Below are 20,215 nucleotides of genomic sequence, written 5' to 3' on the forward strand. Positions count from 1 at the left end.
TTTGCAAATGAGTGAGTGATGGACGTCAGACCACGGGGGTCGGGATCACTTCTCGATGACGGCAAACAGGTCGTCTTCCTTCATGACCAGCAGCTCTTCGCCGTCGACCTTGACGGTTTGGCCGCTGTACTTGCCGAACAGCACGCGGTCACCGACCTTGACGCTCAGGGGCTTGGTCTCGCCCTTGTCGTTGGTCTTGCCGGGACCGACGGCCAGCACTTCGCCTTGATCGGGCTTCTCGGCCGCGTTGTCCGGGATCACGATGCCCGAGGCGGTCTTGGTCTCGTTTTCTAGACGCTTGACGATCACGCGATCGGCGAGAGGACGAAGTTTCATGCGATCTCCTGTCGAAAGGACGATGAGAGGAAGTAGAAGAGGAAGAGCGAGCGGCGGATGCCGTGTGTTAGCACTCACCGCTGACGAGTGCTAATGATAGGGCCTTGGCGACGTGTTTTCAAGGGGGGCTGCGCGGGGCAACAAAAAAGCCCGCACTCGGGCGGGCTTGGGAGCATTCTTGGTGGCGCTTCAGGGATTCGAACCCCGGACCTGCGGATTATGATTCCGTCGCTCTAACCGGCTGAGCTAAAGCGCCAACGAGGGCCGCATTATAGCGAAAAACCAACCGGCTGCCGTGGCCGTCAGCGGTGGCGGAACTGCGGCGTGCGCTTCTCCAGGAAGGCGGCCATGCCTTCTTTTTGGTCTTCGGTGGCGAACATGGCGTGGAACATGCGGCGCTCGAACGCCAAGCCGTCGGCCAGCGACCCCTCGAAGGCGCGGTTGATGGCTTCCTTGGCCGCCAGCACGGCCAGCCGGGGCATGGCCGCGATCGACAGCGCCATCGCCATCGCCTCGTCCATCAGCTTGTCCAGCGGCACGACGCGGCTCACCAGCCCGGCACGCTCGGCTTCAGCGGCATCCATCATGCGGCCCGTCAGCGCCAGCTCCATGGCCTTGGACTTGCCGATCGCGCGCGGCAGCCGCTGCGTGCCGCCGGCGCCCGGGATGACGCCGATCTTGACCTCGGGCTGGCCAAAGCGCGCGTTGTCGGCAGCGATGATGATGTCGCACATCATGGCGACCTCACAGCCGCCACCCAGGGCGAAGCCGGCGACGGCTGCGATGACCGGCTTGCGCACGTGGCGCAGCGCCTCCCAGTTGCGGGTGATGTACTCGCTGCCGTAGACGTCCGAGAAGGTGTAGCGCGCCATGGCGGCAATGTCGGCGCCGGCGGCGAAGGCCTTTTCGCTGCCGGTCAGCACGATGCAGCCGATGGCGTCGTCGGCGTCGAACGCCTTGAGCGCCTGGCCCAACTCGGTCATGAGCTGGTCGTTGAGCGCGTTGAGCTGCTTGGGCCGGTTGAGCGTGATGACGCCGACCGGGCCTTCGGTGTGGATCAGCAGGGTTTCGTAGGTGGGGGTGGTCTCGCTCATGTGGGAGTCCTCGGGACGGGGTGGCACAATGGAAAACGAAATCGAGATGGGGTGTGACGCAGCGACTGTAGCGCAAGCTGCCCGCCGTGCTTGCCCCCTAACCAGAGGAGACGATGGATGACCACGACGCTTGCCGAGACGCCCCCGGCCGACGAGATCCGCTTCGAGCGCCGCGGCGCGGTCGCGCTGCTCACGCTGAATCGCCCGCAGGCACTCAACAGCTTCACCCGTTCCATGCACCGCGCGTTTCAGCAGGCGCTGGCCGAGGTCGAGGCCGACCGCAGCCTGCGCGCGCTGGTGCTCACCGGCGCGGGGCGTGGCTTTTGCGCCGGGCTGGACTTATCGGAGCTGGACTTCACGCCTGGCCCCGAACAGATGGAGCGCGCCAACCCGGGGCCGGTGATCGACGAATGTTTCAATCCCAGCGCGCGCGCGCTGATGAACCTGCGCGTGCCGACGGTGGCCGCGGTCAACGGCGTGGCCGCAGGGGCGGGGGTGTCGCTGGCGCTGACCTGCGACCTCACGATTGCCGCGCCGCACGCCAGCTTCGTACAGGCGTTCAGCAAAATCGGGCTGATTCCGGATGCGGGGGGCAGTTGGCTGACCGTGGAGCGCCTGGGCTTGGCGCGTGCCATGGGTCTGGCCTTGCTGGGGGACAAGTTGTCCGCCCAGCAAGCCAAAGACTGGGGTTTGATTTGGGACGTGGCCGACGACCCGCTGGCGGCGGCGCTGGCGCTGGCCGAGCGGCTGGCGGCCATGCCCACGCGCGCGCTGGTGGCCACGCGCCATTTGCTGCGCGGCGCGCTGCAGCGCTCGTTCGAGCAGCAGCTCGAGGTCGAGCGCGACCTTCAGTCGGCGCTCGGTCGCACGCACGATTACGTGGAGGGTGTCACCGCTTTCTTGCAGAAGCGCGCGCCGCAGTTCCGCGGCGAGTAGGCCGCGCAGCGGCAGGCGGTCGCGTGCCCGGCCCCATGAGGGGGTGGCGGCTATCGGCGCCGGGCAGCAGCTGCACCGCCACGGCCGGTGGTGGCCAACTCAGCGTGCAGCGCAGCACGCGGCCATCGCGCACCACCCAGGCCGTCAGCGGCTCACCGGCGGTCAATCCGCGGGCGTGCAGCGCGACGTCGTCGAGCCGGCGCACGCGCCAGACCTCCCGGGCGCGCTCGACGGCCAGCCACTCGTCGCCGGCGGCCATGCCCGCCGCTTCGGCGGCACTGCCACGCAGCACGTTGCGCAGCCGCACGCCCTGGCTCTCGTCCACACGCACGCCCAGTTGCTGGGCGAGTGGGGCGGGTTCTTCCTGCCAGCGTATGCCGCCACGCTCCAGCAGTGGCCGCAGCGGCAGCTCGTCGGTGCCGTGGACCCAGGCGTCCAGTTCGGCGTCCAGGCGGCGTGCGGCCAGTTGGCGCAGCACGGTGCGCAGGTCAGCTTCGCGCATGGGGCCGCCGTCACAACGCTGCCACAGCGCGCGCATCACGTCGTCCAACGTGGCGCGGCCCTCGGCGCGCAGCGTCAGGTCCAGACACAGCGCCACCAGGGCCCCCTTGGTGTAGTAGCTGACGGTGGCGTTGGGTGTGTTTTCCTGCACGCGGTAGTATTTGATCCAGGCGTCCCAACTGGCCTGCGCCACGCTTTGCACGTGGCGGCCGGGGGTTTGCAGCACTTGGTTGATCGTCTTGGCCAGCAGCTGCAGGTGGGTCGGGGCGTCGATGAGGCCCGCGCGCAGCAGCAACAGGTCGTCGTAGTAGCTCGTGAAGCCTTCGAAAAACCACAGCAGCTCGGTGTGGTTTTCGCGGTCGTAGTCGTAGCGGGTGAACTCGCGCGGGCGCAGCCGCTTGACGTTCCAGGTGTGAAAGTATTCGTGGCTGATCAGTCCCAGTAGCGTGGTGTAGCCGTCGCTGGCGCGCAGCGCGGTCGAGGCAGGCTGATCGGGCAGCGGCTGCAGGGGCAGGTCGGTGCGTGCACACACCAACGCGGTGCTGTGGCGGTGTTCCAGGCCGCCGTAGCCGTCGTGCGTGGCCTGCAGCAGGAAAACGTAACGGTCGATGGGCGGAGTGCCGCGCGGGCCATGCCACAAAGTCATGGCGGCCTCGCAGATATGGGCGGTGTCGCGCAGCAGCCGCTCGCCGTCGAACCCGGCGGGTGCGCCGCTGACCACGAATCGGTGCGGTACGCCGCGCACCGTGAAGTCGCCGCACCAGAAGTCGCCCATCGCCACCGGGCTGTCGGCCAGTTCGTCGTAGCCGGCGGCCCAGTAGGGGCCGAACCCATCGCCCTCGGCCCAGCGCCAGCGGGCGGAGGCCGCGTGCCGGGTGCGGCCGCTGGGCAGCGGCCGCAGCGCCGTGGCCACGCGCCAGCCGCGTGTCCAGCGGTTGGGCCGCAGCGTCAGCGTGTGCGGCTCGTCTTCGCGGCCATGCACGCGCAGGCACAGGCTGGTGGGGTTGAAGAAGCCGCGCTGCGCGTCCAGGTACGCGGTGCGCACCGAGGGGTCGAAAGCATAGACCTCGGCCGTCAGCTCCAGCGTCGCTGCGCCGTCGTCCAACTCGGCCTGCCAGGTGTTTTTGTCCAGAGCGCGCAGGGCAACGGGCCGACCGTCCGCGGTGGCGCGCAGGGACAGCAGGTGTTGGGCGAATTCGCGCACCAAATAGCTGCCCGGGATCCACACCGGCAGGCTCACACGCTGGCACGGCGCGGGGTGGTCGACTACCAACGTCACACGCCACAGGTGGGCGTGGGCGTCGGCCACTTCCACCGTGTAGCGGAGGGCGGCTGCCGTGCGCGCGGCGTCGCGGCTCATTTGCCGGCAGCGCTGGCTTGCGCCAGCAGGGGTTCCAGGCGGTCCAGCCCCACCGCGCCGGGCACGCGCGTGCCGTTGGCCAGGATGGTGGTGGGCGTGCCGGTGATGCGGTATTTTTGCCCAAAGGCGAGATTGCGTTCCAGGGCCGTCGTGTCACACTTGGCGTCCGCCTTGGGCTCGGGGGGCACCACGCTGCGCTGCATCCAGTCGTCCCAAGCCTTGGCGCGGTCTTTGGCGCACCAGATGGCACGCGACTTTTGCTCGGAATCCTTGCCCAGCACCGGGTACAGAAAGGTGTGGATGGTGACGTTGTCGAGCTTGGCCAGGTCGCGCTCGAAGCGCTTGCAGAAGCCGCAGTTGGGGTCGGCAAAGACGGCCAGTTTGCGCTGGCCGTTGCCGCGCACGACCGTGAACGCGTCCTTGAGCGGCAGGTCGTCGAAGGCGATGGCGGTGAGCTTGTCCAGCCGCTCCTCGGTCAGGTTGACGCGGGCGCGGGTGTCGATGAGCACGCCCTGGATCAGGTAGTTGCCCTCGGCGTCGGTGTAGAGCAGGTCGGTGCCGTTGAGCCGGACCTCGAACAGACCGCGCATCGGGGTGGGGCGCACTTCGTCGATGCGGGGCAGGTTGGGCAGACGCTCGCTCAGGTTTTTGCGGATGAGGGCCTCGTTGGCGTGCGCGGCCGGGGCCAGCAGCGCGATGCCCAGCAGCCCGGCAGCCAAAACGGGGGGCGACGCAAGAGACGAAAGACGGATCATGTGGACGTTCTCGGAGGAGGGCGCGAATACTGGGCGCCGTTCAGGGGTGGGGGGCGACGGGTTGCCCCGCTGCCTGTTGGATGAACCAGCGTTTGATCGGTTCCAGCCGGTCCACCGCGCGCAGGCCCCAGCGGCGCAGCGTGGCCAGCCGCTCGTCGGGGTGGCCGAACAGGCCGTACAGCGTGTCGGTGGCCAGCAGCATGGCCGCCACGGGCGCGGCGCGTGCACGCTCGTAGCGCCGCAGCAGCCGCCAGTCACCCAGGGAGCGCCAGTACTCGCGCTCGCGCAGCACGCGCGCCAGCTCGGCCACGTCGCCCAGCCCGACGTTGAGGCCCTGCCCGGCCAATGGGTGCATGGCGTGGGCGGCGTCGCCTGCCAGCGCCAGGCCCGGGCGTACCCAAGGGCGGGCGATGGACAGCTCCAGCGCCCAGCCCGCGGGCTGGCCTTCGAGCTGCATCGCACCCAGCGCGCCGCCGCAGGCGTCTTGCACCGCCTGCGCCAGTGCCTCGGCGGGCCAGGCCAGCCGCTCGGCCGCACGCGCGTGCGGCACCGACCACACCAGGGCGACGGTGTGCCCCTGCGTCCCGTCCAGCGGCAGCAGCGCCAGGATCTCATCGTCGCGAAACCACTGCCGCGCCACGGCCCCGTGCGGGCGCTCGCAGCGCAGCCGGGCGGCGATCGCGGTGTGCGGATACGGGCGCGTGTCGTAGGCGAAGCCTTCGGCCGCGCGGGTGGCGCTGCGTCGGCCCTCGCAGATCACGGTCAACGCCGCGCGCGGCCGCTGGCTGCCGTCGCCGACGAGCCGCTCGATGCCCGGCTGATACGCCAGCGCCTGCGCCAGCGTCTCCTCCAGCACCGGCACGTCCACGATCCAGGCCAGTGGTGCGCCGCCGTCGGTGTCGAAGCGCACGGCCGCCGCTGCATCGGTAACGGGCACGAGCGGCGGCGCATCGGCGTCGGCCACCCACATGTGGTGCACTGGCGTGGCGGCGCGCTCGTCGGTCGGCCACGCGCGCACCGACTCGAGCAAAGCGCGCGAGGCGGCGTTGAGCGCGTAGGCTCGGATGTCGGGGGTGGCGCCGCCCGCTGGGGGCGCGCGCTCGACCAGCGCCACCCGCAGCCGCTCACGGGCCAGCAGCAGTGCCAGCGTGCGGCCGACGATGCCGCCCCCCAGGATCGCGACGTCATAGGTTTTGGTCATGGGGTCATTGTAGGCGCGCACTGCCGCTGCGTGCCGTCCGCGCCGACCTTGGGCACAATGGGGTTTGACCCTGTTTCGCGAGCCCCGCCGTCCCATGAATGCCGCCACCACCACCCTGCCGCTGACGCTGGAGCAAATCTGGATCTATCCGGTCAAGTCGTGCGCCGGGATTCGCCTGCGCACGGTCGAGCTGCTCGACACCGGCTTGGAGTGGGACCGCACCTGGATGGTGGTGGACGCGGACGGCGAGTTCGTCTCGCAACGCGAGCTGCCGCGCATGGCGCTGGTGCAGCCGCGGCTGCGCCTGGGGCGGCTGGAGCTGCGCGCGCCCGGCATGCTGTCCCTGCACGTGGCGCTGGATGCGGCCGAAGCGCCGTGCCGCGTGCGCGTCTGGGATGACACGGTGGACGCGTTCGACATGGGCGATGCTGCGGCACAGTGGTTCACGGATTTCCTGGGCGACGATCTGCCGCCCGGGATGGGGCCGCTGCGGCTGGTGCGCTTCGACCCCGACGAGCGGCGCCTGTCGTCCTACCGCTGGACGGGGGGCATCGAGGCGCCCAACACCTTCAGTGACGGCTACCCGCTGCTGGTGGTGTCGCAGGCGTCGCTGGACGATTTGAACGAGCGTCTGGCCGCGCGCGGCGAGCCGCCCGTGGGCATCGAGCGCCTGCGCGCCAATCTGGTGATCGGTGGCGTGTATCCGCATGACGAGGATCGCATCGAGCGCATCGATTTCTCGGCCGACGGCGTCCCGGTCGGCGCGCCGCTGGCGACGCTGCAACTCGTCAAGCCGTGTGCGCGCTGCAGCATCCCCGACGTCGATCCGGCCACCGGCGTGCCGGACGGGCGTCTGAGCCCGGTGCTGCACACCTACCGGCAGGATCGGCGGCTGATGGGCGCGGTCACCTTCGGCATGAACGCCATCGTGCGCCGGGGCGTCGGGCAGATGCTGCACGAAGGCATGCGTGCCAATGGCCACTGGGGGGCCTGGTGAAGCGGCGTCGCCGGTAGAATGCCACCCTTTGTCGGCGCCCAAGCGCCGTCCTGCCCGTCACCCTTTCGCTTTTTGCCATGAGCCTCCAATGCGGCATCGTGGGCCTGCCCAACGTTGGCAAGTCCACCCTGTTCAACGCCCTGACCAAAGCGGGCATCGCGGCCGAGAACTATCCGTTTTGCACCATCGAGCCCAACGTGGGCGTGGTCGAGGTGCCCGACCCGCGCCTGCAGCAGCTCGCCGCCATCGTCAAGCCCCAGCGTGTGGTGCCCGCGATCGTCGAATTCGTGGACATCGCGGGCTTGGTCGCCGGTGCCAGCCAGGGCGAGGGGCTGGGCAACCAGTTCCTGTCGCACATCCGGGAGACGGACGCCATCATCAACGTGGTACGCTGCTTCGATGACCCCAACATCGTGCACGTGGCCGGCCGGGTGGACCCGATCGCCGATATCGAGGTCATCCAAACCGAGCTGTGCCTGGCCGACCTGGGCACGGTGGACAAAGCCCTGCAGCGCTACCAAAAGGCCGCCAAGAGTGGCAACGACAAGGAGGCGGCCAAGATGGTGGCCGTGCTGGGCCGTGCGCGCGCCGTATTGGACGAAGGCCGCCCTGTGCGCGTGATGGACTTGACCGACGAAGAGCGGGCGCTGCTCAAGCCGCTGTGCCTGATCACGGCCAAACCCGCGATGTTCGTCGGCAATGTGGCCGAGGACGGCTTCGAGAACAACCCTTTCCTGGACCAGCTGCGCGACTATGCCCAGCGCCAGGGCGCGCCGGTGGTGGCCATCTGCGCCAAGATCGAGGCCGAGCTGGCCGACATGGACGACGCCGACCGCGCCGAGTTTTTGCGCGAGCTGGGGCTGCAGGAGCCGGGCCTGAACCGCCTCATCCGCGCGGCCTACCAGTTGTTAGGGCTGCAGACCTACTTCACCGCGGGCGAAAAAGAAGTGCGCGCCTGGACGATACCGATCGGCGCCACCGCCCCGCAGGCGGCGGGCGTGATCCACTCCGACTTCGAGCGCGGCTTCATCCGCGCGCAGACGATCGCCTTCGAGGATTTCATCCGCTTTCGGGGCGAGCAAGGCGCCAAGGAGGCGGGCAAGATGCGCGCCGAGGGCAAGGACTACGTCGTCCAAGACGGGGACGTGATCCACTTCCTCTTCAATGTCTGAGCCAGATTCGATGGGGTCCGCTGCCGAGCGCCGCATTCCGCCCATGCTGTTGTCGGGCTTGGAGCCGCTCGTCATCGGCGAGGGCAGCCTGTTCGTCAACATCGGCGAGCGCACCAACGTCACCGGCTCCAAGGCGTTTGCCCGCATGATTCTGGAGGGGCGCTTCGAGGACGCGCTGGCCGTGGCGCGCCAGCAGGTGGAAAACGGCGCACAAATCATCGACGTCAACATGGACGAGGCCATGCTCGACAGCAAGGCCGCGATGGTGCGCTTCCTCAACCTCATCGCGTCCGAGCCCGAGATCGCGCGCGTGCCGATCATGATCGACTCGTCCAAGTGGGAGGTAATCGAGGCGGGGCTCAAATGCATCCAGGGCAAGGGCGTCGTCAACTCCATCAGCCTCAAGGAGGGCGAGGCCGAGTTCAAGCGCCAGGCGCGGCTGATCCGGCGTTACGGCGCGGCCACCGTGGTGATGGCCTTCGACGAACAGGGCCAGGCCGACACCTTCCAGCGCAAGATCGAGATCTGCGAGCGGGCCTACCGCATCCTGGTCGACGAGGTGGACTTCCCGCCCGAGGACATCATCTTCGACCCCAACATCTTCGCGATCGCCACCGGCATCGAGGAGCACGACAACTACGCGGTCGACTTCATCGAAGCCACGCGCTGGATCAAGCAGCACCTGCCGGGCGCCAAGGTGTCGGGCGGCGTGAGCAACGTGAGCTTCAGCTTCCGCGGTAACGAGCCAGTGCGCGAGGCCATTCACACGGTCTTCCTGTACCACGCCATCCGCGCCGGCATGGACATGGGCATCGTCAACGCCGGTCAGATCGGCGTCTATGACGAGCTCGACCCCGAGCTGCGCGAGCGCGTGGAGGACGTGGTGCTCAACCGCCGCCCCGACGCGACCGAGCGGCTGCTGGCGATCGCCGAACAGGTCAAGGGCGCGGCCAAAGACGACAGCGCCAAGCTGGCCTGGCGCGCGCTGCCGGTCGAGGAGCGCCTGAGCCACGCGCTCGTGCACGGCATCACGGACTTCATCGTCGAGGACACCGAAGAGGCGTGGCAGAAGATCCAGGCGCAAGGCGGTCGTCCGCTGCACGTGATCGAAGGCCCGCTGATGGCCGGCATGAACATCGTGGGCGATCTCTTCGGCGCGGGCAAGATGTTCCTGCCCCAGGTGGTCAAGAGTGCGCGCGTGATGAAGCAGGCCGTGGCACACCTGGTGCCCTACATCGAGGAGGAAAAGCGCCAGCTCCAAGCCGCCGGTGGCGACGCCAAGCCCAAAGGCAAGATCGTCATCGCCACCGTCAAAGGCGACGTGCACGACATCGGCAAGAACATCGTCACCGTTGTGTTGCAGTGCAACAATTTCGAGGTGGTCAACATGGGCGTCATGGTGCCGTGCCACGACATCCTGGCCAAAGCCAAAGAGGTGGGCGCGGACGCGGTGGGCCTGTCGGGCTTGATCACCCCGAGCTTGGAGGAGATGCAGTTCGTCGCCGCCGAGATGGACAAGGACCCCTGGTTTGCCGAGCGGGGCGTGCCGCTGCTGATTGGGGGTGCCACCACCAGCCGCGTGCACACGGCGGTCAAGATTGCGCCGTGCTACCGCGGCCCGGTGGTGTACGTGCCTGATGCGTCGCGCGCGGTGGGGGTGGCACAGGCGCTGCTGGGCGAGCAGCGCGACGCTTTCGTGGCCGAGCTGCGCGCCGACTACGAGCGCGTGCGTGCCCAGCACGCCGCCAAAAAACCCGTCACGCTGTGGCCGCTGGCCAAGGCGCGCGCCAACCGCACGCCCATCGACTGGGGCCGCTGGCAGCCCGTGCGCCCGAGTTTTTTGGGGCGGCGGGTGTTCCTGCACTACGACCTGGCCGAGATCGCGCGCTACATCGACTGGGGGCCGTTTTTTCAGACCTGGGATCTGGCCGGGCCTTATCCGGCCATTCTGGATGACGAGGTGGTCGGCGAGCAGGCCCGCAAGGTATTTGCCGACGCGCAGGCGATGCTCGAGCGCATCGTCAACGGCCGCTGGTTGACCGCAAACGCCGTGCTGGGCTTTTGGCCCGCCAGCGGTGAGGGGGACGATATCGTGCTCTACGCCGACGAGTCGCGCACGCTGCCAGTGCTGACCTGGTACAACCTGCGCCAGCAGACCGAGAAGCAGGCCATCGACGGTGTGATGCGCCCGAGCCGCTGCCTGGCGGACTTCGTGGCGCCGCTGGCCAGCGGTGTGCCCGACTATGTGGGGGCCTTCGCGGTGACTGCGGGCATCGGGGTCGAGGCGCACGAGGCGCGCTTCATGGCGGCGCACGACGACTACTCGGCCATCATGCTCAAGGCGCTGGCCGACCGGCTGGCCGAGGCGCTGGCCGAACGCCTGCACGAGCGCGTGCGCACCGAGCTGTGGGGCTATGCGCCGCACGAGCGCCTGAGCAACGAGGCGCTGATCGCCGAGCGCTACCAGGGCATCCGGCCCGCGCCAGGCTATCCGGCCTGCCCGGACCACACGGTCAAGCGCGACCTGTTCGCGCTGCTGCGCTGTGACGAGATCGGCATGGGCTTGACCGAGAGCTTGGCCATGACGCCGGCGGCCAGCGTCAGCGGCTTTTACCTGGCGCACCCCGACAGCACCTATTTCAACGTCGGCAAGATCGGCCGCGACCAGCTGGAAGACATGGCCGCGCGCCGCGGTCTGCCGGTGGACGAGCTGGCGCGCTGGTTGGCGCCGAACCTGTGACGGCGGCGCTCAGGCCGCCAGCGTCTGCCGCGGGGCCTGCGCCTCGGCTGGCGGGCAGGCGCGGCTGCGCACGTGGGCCTCGATCAGGGCGGGGATGGTCGCGGGGGCCTGCATGGCGGGCTGCCCGAGCAGCCGCAGGCGGATCAGCCCCGCCAGGAAGCACTGCGTCTCCAGGGCGGCCAGGGATGGCGTCAGGTCGGGACGCAGCCTGCCCTCCCGCCGGGCGGCGGCGTAGGTGCGCTCCAGCTTCGCGAAACACTCCTCGTTGTGCCGGACCCAGTCGTCCAGGTCGCGGGCGCGCTCACCCACGAACTCGCACTTGAACTCCAGCACCTGCATGATCGCGCGCAACTGGGGATCGGCGTCGATGGAGCCGGTCACCTGCAGCAGGAAGTTGCGCACGCGGCTCAGGGCATCGGCACGGGTGTCCTGCAGCAGGGTGTAGTCCAGCCGGTCGATGAAGGGGATGGCCACCTCGTCGCACATGGCCTGCAGCAGTTCGCCCTTGTTCGCGAAGTGCCAGTAGATGGCGCCGCGCGTCACACCCGCCGCCTGGGCGATGTGCTCGAGCGAGGTCTGGCCGACGCCGCGCTCGTGGAACACCCGCCGCGCGGCGGCCAGGATCTGGGCGCGGGTCTGTTCGGCTTCCTCTTTGGTGCGGCGGGCCATGGCGGGGTCGGTGAGATGTCAAACATACATGCAGGAATGTATGTATGATACCGCCCACACCGTCCTGGTTCCCCATCGTCCGTCCGGATTCCGCTGGATCCGGGCGAGATTCCGTCGTTTTCCTCAACGGTTGCATCATGGCCCATCCCCATCGTTTCGTCTTGTCGATCCTGGCCGCGCTGGCCGGCGCGGTTCTGTTGTCCGCGTGCGGGGAGCGCGGCGCGTCTCCCGGGGCCCAGGCCGCCGGATCGGGGGCCGAGATGCCCGCCATGCCGGTCACCGTGCGGGTGGCGCGGCGTGAGCCGGTCCCGGTCACCGTGGAGGCGGTGGGGCAGGCCGAAGGTTCCCAGGAGGTGGAGGTCCGCGCCCGGGTCTCGGGGCTGCTCGAGCGGCGGCTGTACCAGGAGGGCGAGCGGGTGCGTGCCGGAGCGCCGCTGTTCCAGATCGAGCGCGCCCCGTTCGAGATCGCGCTGCAGCAGGCGCGGGCCAACCTGGCCCAGCGGCAGGCGCAACTGGAGCAGGCCCGGCGCGAGGCGCAGCGGCTGGCCCCGCTGGCCGAGCAGCGCGCCATTGCCCCGCGCGAGTACGACGACGCGGTCTCGGCCCTGCGCTTGGCCGAGGCCGCCGTGGCCGCGGCCCAGGCCACCGTGCGCGAGGCCGAGCTGAACCTGTCTTACACGACGGTGACCGCGCCGATCACGGGGGTCACGGGGCGGGCGCAGAAATCCACCGGCGCGCTGGTCAGTGCCGGGACCGACAGCCTGCTGACCACGGTGGCGCAGACCGACCCCATCTGGGTGCGGTTTGCCTTTTCCGAGGGGGAGCTGGCGCGGCTGCGCCAGGCCCGGCGTGCCGACGTGCGCTTGCTGGGTCCGGATGGCCGGCCCATGCTCACCGGGGGGCGGTTGAATTTCGCGGCCTCCACCGTCGATCCCCGTCTGGGTACGGTGCAGTTGCGGGCCGAGTTTGCCAACCCCGAGCTGGCGGTGCTGCCGGGGCAGTTCGTGCGTGCGCAGGTCGTGGCGGGGCAGGTGGACGCGTTCAAGGTGCCGCAGTCGGCCGTCATGCAAACCGAGCAGGGCCGCATGGTGTGGGTGGTGCGCGATGGCAAGGCGGCCCCTGCGCCGGTGGAGACCGGGCCGTGGCTGGACCGGGACTGGGTCATCTACCGCGGCCTGGCCGATGGGGACCAGGTGATCGTGGACAACCTGATGAAGCTGCGCCCGGGGGCGCCGGTCGCGCCCCAGCCGGCCGTCGCCGCTCCCACGGCGGCACCGGCGACCGAGGCGCCCAAGGCCGCGGCGGCCAACTGAACGGGAGCCGCGCATGTCGTCCAAATTTTTCATCGAGCGGCCGGTCTTCGCGGCCGTGCTGTCGATCATCATCGTGCTGGCCGGGCTGGTGGCGTTGCGCATCCTGCCGATCGCGCAATACCCGGAGATCGCGCCCCCGACGGTGACCATCACGGCCGCTTACCCGGGCGCCTCGGCCGAGACGCTGGCGCGCACGGTGGCCGCGCCGATCGAGGAGCAGCTCTCGGGCGTGGAGAACCTGCTCTATTTCAACTCCACTTCGTCGTCCAACGGCACGGTGACCATCACCGCCACCTTCGAGGTCGGCACCGACATCGACAAGGCGACGTTCAACGTCAACAACCGCGTGCAGCTGGCCACGCCACGGCTGCCCGACGAGGTGCGTCGCAACGGCGTGGTGGTGGCCAAGCGTTCCGAGAACTTCCTGCTCGTGATCGCGCTCAATTCGCCGAAGCGCACCCATGACGAGCTGTTCCTGTCCAACTACGCGACGCAGAACATCCTCGACGAGTTGAAGCGCATCCCCGGCACGGCCGACGTGTTGGTCTTCGGTGCGCGCGACTACTCGATGCGTATCTGGCTGCAGCCGGACCGCATGGCGCAGCTGGGCGTGACGACGGCCGACATCGCGGCCGCGGTCAACGCGCAGAACGCGCAGTACGCGGCGGGCAAGATCGGCGCCGAGCCCGCGCCGAAGGGGCAGGAGCTGGTCTACACCGTCACCGCACGGGGGCGGCTGGTGCAGCCCGAGGAGTTCGGCGAGATCGTCGTGCGCGCGGCCGGCCCGAACGGCGTGCTGCGCCTGAAGGACGTGGCGCGCATCGAGCTGGGGGCGCAGAGTTACGACCAGTCCAGCACGGTCAACGGCATGCCGGCCATTGCGATCGGCGTGTTCCTGCAGTCGGGTGCCAACGCGCTCGACGTGGGCGATGCCGTCAAGTCGCGCATGGTCGAGCTCAAGCGCGAGCGCTTTCCGCAGGACGTGGACTACCTGATCCCCTACGACACCACGCGCTTCGTCTCAGCCTCCATCCACGAGGTGGTCAAGACGGTGCTCGAGGCGGCGGCGATCGTGCTGATCGTGGTGTTCGTCTTTTTGCAGACCTGGCGCGCCACGCTGATTCCGATGCTCGCCGTGCCGGTGTCGCTGATCGGCACCTTCGCGGGGCTGTGGCTGTTCGGCTTTTCGATCAACACGCTGACCCTGTTCGCGATGGTGCTGGCCATCGGCATCGTGGTCGACGACGCCATCGTGGTGCTGGAAAACGTCGAGCGGCTGATGCGCGAGGAGAAGATGAGCCCGATGGCCGCCGCCATCGAGGCGATGCGCGAGGTCTCGGGCGCGGTGGTGGGCATCGTGCTGGTGCTGTGCGCGGTGTTCATCCCGGTGGCGTTCATGGGCGGCATCGCGGGGCAGTTGTACCGGCAGTTCGCGGTCACGGTGGCCATTGCGGTGGTGCTGTCGGGCGTCGTGGCGCTGACGCTGACGCCGGCGCTGTGCGCGCTGCTGCTCAAGCCGCACTTCGACGGCCGCACGCGGCTGCAGCAGGTCTTTGCACCCTTCAACCGCGGCTTCGACTGGTTGACGCACCGCTTTCTGGGGGCGGTGGATCTGGCGCTCAAGCGCCGCATCCTGGCGCTGCTGGGCTTTGCGCTGATGCTCGGCGGGGCGACGTGGCTGTTCGCCCGTGTGCCGGGCAGCTTCGTGCCGGAGGAGGACCAGGGTTACATCATCGCCGCCGTGGTGCTGCCCGACGGCGCGACGCTCGAGCGCACCGCGCGCACGACCGAGCAGCTGCGCCTGATGAATGCGCAGAACCCCGCGATCGACAGCTTCTTCATCATCAACGGCTTCGACCTGATCGGCGGAGGCGCCAAGAGCAATGCGGCGACCATCTTCATCCCGATGAAGGGCTGGGAGGAACGCGAGCAGACCACGCAGCAGCTCGCGCAGCAGGTCAGCGGCATGGGGCTCGCGCTGAAGGACGGGCTGGCCTTCGCCTTCAACCCGCCGGGCATCCAGGGGCTGGGGCAGGCCGGCGGCTTCGAGGTGTATGTGCAGGGGCGCGGCGAGAGCGACCCGCAGCGCCTGGCGCAGGTGACGCAGGACTTCATCGCCGCGCTCAACCAGCACCCGGTGCTTGCGCAGGCGCAGACGTTCTTCCGCCCCACCGTGCCGCAGCTGCGCGTGGAGGTGGACCGCGAGAAGGCGCTTGCGCTGGGCGTGCCGGTCAACGAGGTGTTCGCCGCGCTGCAGGCGCAGATGGGTTCGCTCTACGTCAATGACTTCAACCGCTCCGGTCGCATCTACCGCGTCACGATGCAGGCCGATGCACCGTACCGCGCGAAGCCGGACGACCTGGGGCGCCTGTACGTGCGTTCGCAGACCACCGGGCAGATGATCCCGCTCAAGGCGCTGATCCAGGTGGACGCCGTCGTCGGGGCCGAGCAGATCGAGCGGTACAACTCGTACATCGCGGCCAAGGTGATGGGCAACGCCAAGCCGGGCTACAGCTCCGGCGAAGCGATCGCCGCGGTCGAGGCCGTGGCGCGCCAGGCGCTGCCGCCGGGCTACAGCTACGAATGGACAGGTCAGGCCTTCCAGGAAAAGCGCACCGGCAGTGCGTCGGTGTTCGCGTTCGGCTTCGCGCTCGTGATGGTGTACCTCATTCTCTCGGCGCTGTACGAGCGCTGGGGCGTGCCGTTCGCGGTGGTGCTCGCGGTGCCGTTCGCGGTCACCGGCGCGTTGCTCGCCGTGTGGCTGCGCGGCATGCAGAACGACATCTATTTCCAGATCGGCCTGGTGGTGTTGATCGGCCTGGCGGCCAAGAACGCCATCCTGATCGCCGAGTTCGCGATGCAGGGCATGGAGCACGGCAAGAAGGCGGCCGATGCGGCGCTGGAGGCGGCCCGGCTGCGGTTCCGGCCCATTCTGATGACGTCGCTGGCCTTCGTGCTGGGCGTGGTGCCGCTGGTGCTGGCCACGGGGGCCGGTGCCGCCGCGCGGCAGTCCATGGGCACCGGGGTGTTCGGCGGGATGCTGGTGGCCACCTTCGTCGCGCCGATCTTCGTGCCCCTGTTCTTTGCGCTGCTGGCGCGCAAGCCGCGACCGCAGCACACCCACACCCCGGCCGAGACCGAGGAGCTGCCGGTATGATGACCGTGATTCCCCCTTCGATCCCCTTCACCCGTGCGACGGCCCGCGCGGCCCTGTTGTTGGCCGCAGCGGTGCTCGCCGGCTGCGCCGTCGGTCCCGACTACCGGCGCCCGGAGGTCGCGCTGCCGGCGCAGTTTCCGGGGGAAGGGGGTGAGGCCGCGCTGGCGCAGGCCACGGTGGCACCCGACTGGTGGACGCAGTTCGGGGACGAGCGGCTGACGGCGCTCGTGCAGCGCGCGCTGGCCCACAACGCCGACGTGCGGCAGGCGGTGGCCCGCGTGGAGCAGGCCGAGGCCCTGCTGGCGCAGGCCGATGCCGCGCGCTGGCCCGGTGTCGACGGGCAGGGCAGCGCCGCGCGCAGCCGCTCCAGCGCGACCACCGGACAGGCCGGCGGCGGCGCCACCACCGATCGCTACCGCCTGGCGCTGTCCACCGGATTCGAGCTGGACTTCTGGGGGCGGTTGCGCCGCGCCTCGGAAGCCGCCCGGGCCCAGGCCCTGGCCACCCGGTACGCGCAGGAGGTGGTGCGCCAGACCGTGGCCGGCCTGGTGGTGCAGGGGGACTTCGGCCTGCGCACGCTGGACGAGCAGATCGCCCTGACGCGCGAGACCCTGCGCACCCGCGAGGAGGCGTTGCGGTTGCTGCGGCTGCGGCTGGATAACGGCCTGGGCAGCCGGCTGGAGGTGGCGCAGGCCGAGGGGCTGCGCGCCGAGGCCGCCGTGCAACTGCTCGAACTGGAGCGGCAGCGCGCCGGGGTGCACGCCCAGTTGGCGCTGCTGGTGGGCGAGCCGGGACTCGTGCTGGCCGAAGGGCGCGTGCGCGATCTGCCGCGGCCGCCCGTGCCGCCCGCGGGTCTGCCCTCCGTGCTGCTGGAGCGGCGGCCGGACGTGCGCCAGGCGGAGCAGGCGCTCGTTTCGGCCCAGGCCCAGATCGGCGTCGCCCGGGCCGCGCTGTTTCCGTCCATCGCGCTGACGGGGCTGGCGGGTGGCGAGAGCGCGGAGCTGTCCGAGCTGCTGCGCGGCGGGTCGCGGATCTGGACGTTGGGGCTGGGGGTCGATCTGCCGATCTTCGACGCGGGGCTGCGGCGCGCGCGGGTCGAACAGGCCGAGGCGCGGCAGCGCGAAGCACTGGCGGCTTATCAGGGGGCGGTGCAGGCGGCGTTCAAGGATGTCTCGGACGCGCTGGCCAACCTGCGCGCTGCGCGCGCGTCCGAGCCCGAGGTGCTTGCGGCCGAGGGCGCGGCGCGCCAGGCGCTGGTGCTGGCGCGCCGGCGTTACGACGCCGGCTACGCCGGTTATCTGGAGCTGCTCGACGCCGAACGCACCGCCAACGCCGCGCAACTGCAGACACTGTCCAACCGCCGTGCGCAGCTCGCGGCGACGGTGGACGTCTTCAAGGCCCTGGGCGGCGGCTGGACGCCTTCCGGGGCACCCTTGGTCGCGCGCTGACGGCAGGCGTCCCGGTGGTGCTCAGTGTGCCGTGCTGGCGCGGATCTCGTCAATCGTCGTCAGGCCCTGCAGCACCTTCAGGATCCCGTCCTGCCGCAGGGTGCGGAAGTGGCCGGTGGCCATCGCCGAGTGTTCCAGCACCTCCGGCGGGGCCTTGGTCTGGATGAGCCGGCGCAGGGGGCCGTCCACCAGCAGCAGTTCGTGGATGCCGAGCCGGCCCTTGTAGCCGGTGTGGTCGCACAGCGGGCAGCCGGCCGATTCCGACCGGGTGAGCCCGCCCCCCTCGCGTCCGAAGCGCGCCTGCCATTGCGAGCGCAGGGCATCGGCTCCGGGGCGCAGGTCGTCCGGGAAGGCGTGCAGGTAGTCGGCCAGCAGCTCGTCCACGAATGCGGCATCGGCCGGCGAGGTGTGCACACAGTTGGGGCACAGACGGCGCACCAGGCGCTGGGCCAACACCCCCACCAGCGAGTCCGCGAAGTTGAACGGGTCCATCCCCATGTCGAGCAGGCGCACCACCGTCTCGGCTGCGCTGTTGGTGTGCAGGGTGGACAGCACCAGGTGGCCGGTCAGCGACGCCTCGATGGCCATCTGCGCGGTCTCGGTGTCGCGGATCTCGCCGACCATGATGACATCGGGGTCGGCCCGCAGCAGGGCGCGCAGCGCCTTGCCGAACGTCCAGTCGATGCGCGGATTGATCTGGATCTGGCGCAGATCGGGGTTGGCGATCTCGATCGGGTCTTCGGCCGTCCAGATCTTGCGATCGGGCGTGTTGATGTGCTGCAGCAGCGAGTGCAGCGTGGTCGTCTTGCCCGATCCGGTGGGCCCGACGCACAGCACCATGCCGTGCGGGCGCTGCACCGCCTGCAGCAGCTGGTCGTGGTTCTCCGGCGTCAGTCCCAGCTCCTCGACGGCCAGGGGCTTGGCGGAGGTCAGGATGCGCAGCACCACGTCCTCCGCGCCGCCGTGCGTGGGGATGGTGGCCACGCGCAGTTCCAGGCGGTGCTGCGGCGAGAACTTCGCGAAGTCGATCTTGCCGTCCTGCGGCTTGCGGCGCTCGGAAATGTCGAGCTCGCACATGATCTTGATGCGCGCGACGAGCGCCGCGCGGTACGTGTGCGGCAGCTCCATGTAGGGGCGCAGCCGCCCGTCCTTGCGCAGACGGATGCGCACCTTGCGCTTGCTCGGGTGCGTCTCGATGTGGATGTCCGAGGCGCCTTGCTGGTAGGCCTCGACGATGATGGTGTTGATCAACCGGACCAGCGAGTTGTCGGATTGCTCGACCGGTGGGGCGCCGTCGTCGGCGTCCTCGGCGCTGAGCTCCAGCGACTCGAGCAGCTGCTGGTCTCGGCACCGCCCGGTGCCTCGGCGACGGGGGGCGCACCGGCATCGAGCCCGAAGCGGGCATAGACGTCGGTGACGACGCGGGCATCGAGCGGCTGGCTGCTGAGTGTCGGCACCACCTTGCATTGCAGCAAAAACTCCAGCTCGTCGATCATCGCCCGCCGCGAGGGGTCTTCGGCGGCGATGATGAGCGTGCCGGCGCGCCACAGCAGCGGCACGATGCGCAGTTTGCGTGCAGTGGCCAGCGGGACCCGCCGCAGGGCGTCGGCATCGACCGGAAACTGCGCCAGATCGACCACGGGGTAGCCCATCTTGCGCGCCAGCGCCACCCGCAGCTGCTCGCGCGTGAGCTGACCGCTTTGCACCAACAGCTCCCCCAACGGCACGCTGCGCTCGGATTTTTGGCGCTCCAGCGCCTCTTGCAGTTGCGCTTCGGTGATGAACCCCAGCGCTGTCAGCGCCTCGCCAATGCGCACCAGCGGCATGCGGTGCTGCTCTTCCAGCGCCGCGAGCAGCTGCTCGGGTTTGACGATCTCCTTGCCCACCAAGTAGTCGCCCAGCTTGCGCTGGCGCATCGCTTCTTGCTCGCGCGCGGCCAGTTCGACTTGGTCGGCGGTCAGGGCCTGCTGCTCCACCAGCACCCGGCCGATCGCCTCGCCGACGTGAAGATCCCGGTACGCCTCGCGCGGGAAAAACAACCGTCGCACGCGGTCGTCGTCGTCGAGGGGCTCGTACAGAAAGGCACCCGCCTCGCCGGTCACGTGTCCGATGGTCGTGCCCTCGCGCACGCTGCCGTCGGCCAGCGTCAGCCGGTACGGCAGGCGCGGGCGGTGGCGCACCAAGGCCTCGAACGTGCTGTCGGGTGGCTGGGTGTCGGTGAGTGCCAGTGGCGCCAGCGGCTCGGTCAGCGAGAGCCGTCGGAACATGTCGAACCGCAACGGCATCACGGTGCGCGACGGCGGCACCTGGATGTGCGCGAGCCGCCGCTCCATGTCCAGACTGACGAGCAGGCACGAGCGGGTCTGGCCGTTGACTCCCTCGACCTCGCACGGCTGTGGGCCGTCCAATTGTTGCTCCGCGCCGTACGCCAGGTAAGGAGGCGTGGGCCAACGCAGCGGTGGCAGGGCGGCGTCGTCCGGAAACGCTGAGGCTCGAAAAGCGGGCGTCGCAGTGTTCATGGAGGGCAAGGGCGTGG

15 protein-coding genes and 1 tRNA gene are annotated in these 20,215 nt (G+C 69.5%); 7 read left to right on the forward strand and 9 right to left on the reverse strand.

Annotated elements, in window-relative coordinates:
* Positions 1-45 precede the first annotated feature (45 nt).
* From groES to ACPP3B_RS08465, 3 genes are all read right to left on the reverse strand, one after another.
* Positions 46-336, reverse strand: coding sequence for a co-chaperone GroES (groES, locus tag ACPP3B_RS08455; RefSeq protein ID WP_043702757.1), 291 nt, complete (start codon positions 334-336; stop codon positions 46-48).
* Positions 337-515: 179 nt separating this feature from the next.
* Positions 516-592 (reverse strand) — tRNA-Met (locus ACPP3B_RS08460).
* A 46-nt stretch (positions 593-638) separates the two neighbouring features.
* Complete coding sequence (locus tag ACPP3B_RS08465) at positions 639-1,430, reverse strand: enoyl-CoA hydratase (RefSeq protein ID WP_299019551.1); 792 nt, start codon at positions 1,428-1,430, stop codon at positions 639-641.
* A 117-nt stretch (positions 1,431-1,547) separates the two neighbouring features.
* On the opposite strand from ACPP3B_RS08465, the gene ACPP3B_RS08470 reads away from it, so the two are divergent.
* A complete protein-coding gene (locus ACPP3B_RS08470; protein ID WP_424858701.1) occupies positions 1,548-2,366 on the forward strand; it encodes an enoyl-CoA hydratase-related protein in 819 nt (272 codons plus the stop codon).
* Here the strand turns inward: ACPP3B_RS08470 and ACPP3B_RS08475 are convergent.
* From ACPP3B_RS08475 to ACPP3B_RS08485, 3 genes are read right to left on the reverse strand one after another with little or no spacing between them, the layout of a single operon-like run.
* Positions 2,320-4,227, reverse strand: coding sequence for a M61 family metallopeptidase (locus tag ACPP3B_RS08475; protein ID WP_424858702.1), 1,908 nt, complete (start codon positions 4,225-4,227; stop codon positions 2,320-2,322). The two genes, ACPP3B_RS08470 and ACPP3B_RS08475, sit on opposite strands and share 47 nt — an antisense overlap.
* The gene (locus tag ACPP3B_RS08480; RefSeq protein WP_424858703.1) at positions 4,224-4,982 is read right to left on the reverse strand and encodes a DsbC family protein; all 759 of its coding nucleotides are present in this window, start codon (positions 4,980-4,982) and stop codon (positions 4,224-4,226) included. The genes ACPP3B_RS08475 and ACPP3B_RS08480 overlap by 4 nt, the downstream gene beginning before the upstream one ends.
* A gap of 40 nt (positions 4,983-5,022) precedes the next feature.
* Positions 5,023-6,183, reverse strand: coding sequence for an FAD-dependent oxidoreductase (locus tag ACPP3B_RS08485; RefSeq protein ID WP_424858704.1), 1,161 nt, complete (start codon positions 6,181-6,183; stop codon positions 5,023-5,025).
* Positions 6,184-6,277: 94 nt separating this feature from the next.
* Between ACPP3B_RS08485 and ACPP3B_RS08490 the strand changes: the two genes are divergently transcribed.
* From ACPP3B_RS08490 to metH, 3 genes are all read left to right on the forward strand, one after another.
* Entirely contained in the window at positions 6,278-7,180 is a 903-nt protein-coding gene (locus tag ACPP3B_RS08490; protein WP_424858705.1) for an MOSC domain-containing protein, read from the forward strand.
* 77 nt (positions 7,181-7,257) lie between these two features.
* Positions 7,258-8,352 (forward strand): redox-regulated ATPase YchF, encoded by a 1,095-nt coding sequence (ychF, locus tag ACPP3B_RS08495; RefSeq protein WP_299019560.1) that lies wholly within the window; start codon positions 7,258-7,260, stop codon positions 8,350-8,352.
* A 10-nt stretch (positions 8,353-8,362) separates the two neighbouring features.
* The gene (gene metH, locus ACPP3B_RS08500; protein ID WP_424858706.1) at positions 8,363-11,092 is read left to right on the forward strand and encodes a methionine synthase; all 2,730 of its coding nucleotides are present in this window, start codon (positions 8,363-8,365) and stop codon (positions 11,090-11,092) included.
* A gap of 9 nt (positions 11,093-11,101) precedes the next feature.
* Here metH and ACPP3B_RS08505 read toward each other — a convergent pair whose 3' ends face one another.
* The gene (locus ACPP3B_RS08505; protein ID WP_424858707.1) at positions 11,102-11,761 is read right to left on the reverse strand and encodes a TetR family transcriptional regulator; all 660 of its coding nucleotides are present in this window, start codon (positions 11,759-11,761) and stop codon (positions 11,102-11,104) included.
* A gap of 137 nt (positions 11,762-11,898) precedes the next feature.
* Here ACPP3B_RS08505 and ACPP3B_RS08510 point away from each other — a divergent pair, with 137 nt between their 5' ends.
* The 3 genes from ACPP3B_RS08510 to ACPP3B_RS08520 are packed head-to-tail and all read left to right on the forward strand — an operon-like array spanning position 11,899 to position 17,679.
* A complete protein-coding gene (locus tag ACPP3B_RS08510; RefSeq protein ID WP_424858708.1) occupies positions 11,899-13,074 on the forward strand; it encodes an efflux RND transporter periplasmic adaptor subunit in 1,176 nt (391 codons plus the stop codon).
* Between the two features lie 13 nt (positions 13,075-13,087).
* Entirely contained in the window at positions 13,088-16,231 is a 3,144-nt protein-coding gene (locus ACPP3B_RS08515; protein ID WP_424858709.1) for an efflux RND transporter permease subunit, read from the forward strand.
* Positions 16,228-17,679, forward strand: a complete 1,452-nt coding sequence (locus tag ACPP3B_RS08520; protein ID WP_424858710.1) for an efflux transporter outer membrane subunit — start codon at positions 16,228-16,230, stop codon at positions 17,677-17,679. Before ACPP3B_RS08515 ends, ACPP3B_RS08520 begins: the two co-directional genes overlap by 4 nt.
* 21 nt (positions 17,680-17,700) lie before the next feature.
* Here the strand turns inward: ACPP3B_RS08520 and ACPP3B_RS08525 are convergent, their stop codons facing one another.
* Both ACPP3B_RS08525 and ACPP3B_RS08530 read right to left on the reverse strand, forming a co-directional pair.
* Complete coding sequence (locus ACPP3B_RS08525; protein ID WP_424858711.1) at positions 17,701-18,930, reverse strand: GspE/PulE family protein; 1,230 nt, start codon at positions 18,928-18,930, stop codon at positions 17,701-17,703.
* Positions 18,927-20,198, reverse strand: a complete 1,272-nt coding sequence (locus ACPP3B_RS08530) for a hypothetical protein (RefSeq protein ID WP_424858712.1) — start codon at positions 20,196-20,198, stop codon at positions 18,927-18,929. Before ACPP3B_RS08530 ends, ACPP3B_RS08525 begins: the two co-directional genes overlap by 4 nt.
* Positions 20,199-20,215 lie beyond the last annotated feature (17 nt).

Origin of the sequence: Tepidimonas sp. HKU77 (assembly GCF_049728535.1) — a bacterium.
Lineage (GTDB): Bacteria > Pseudomonadota > Gammaproteobacteria > Burkholderiales > Burkholderiaceae_C > Tepidimonas.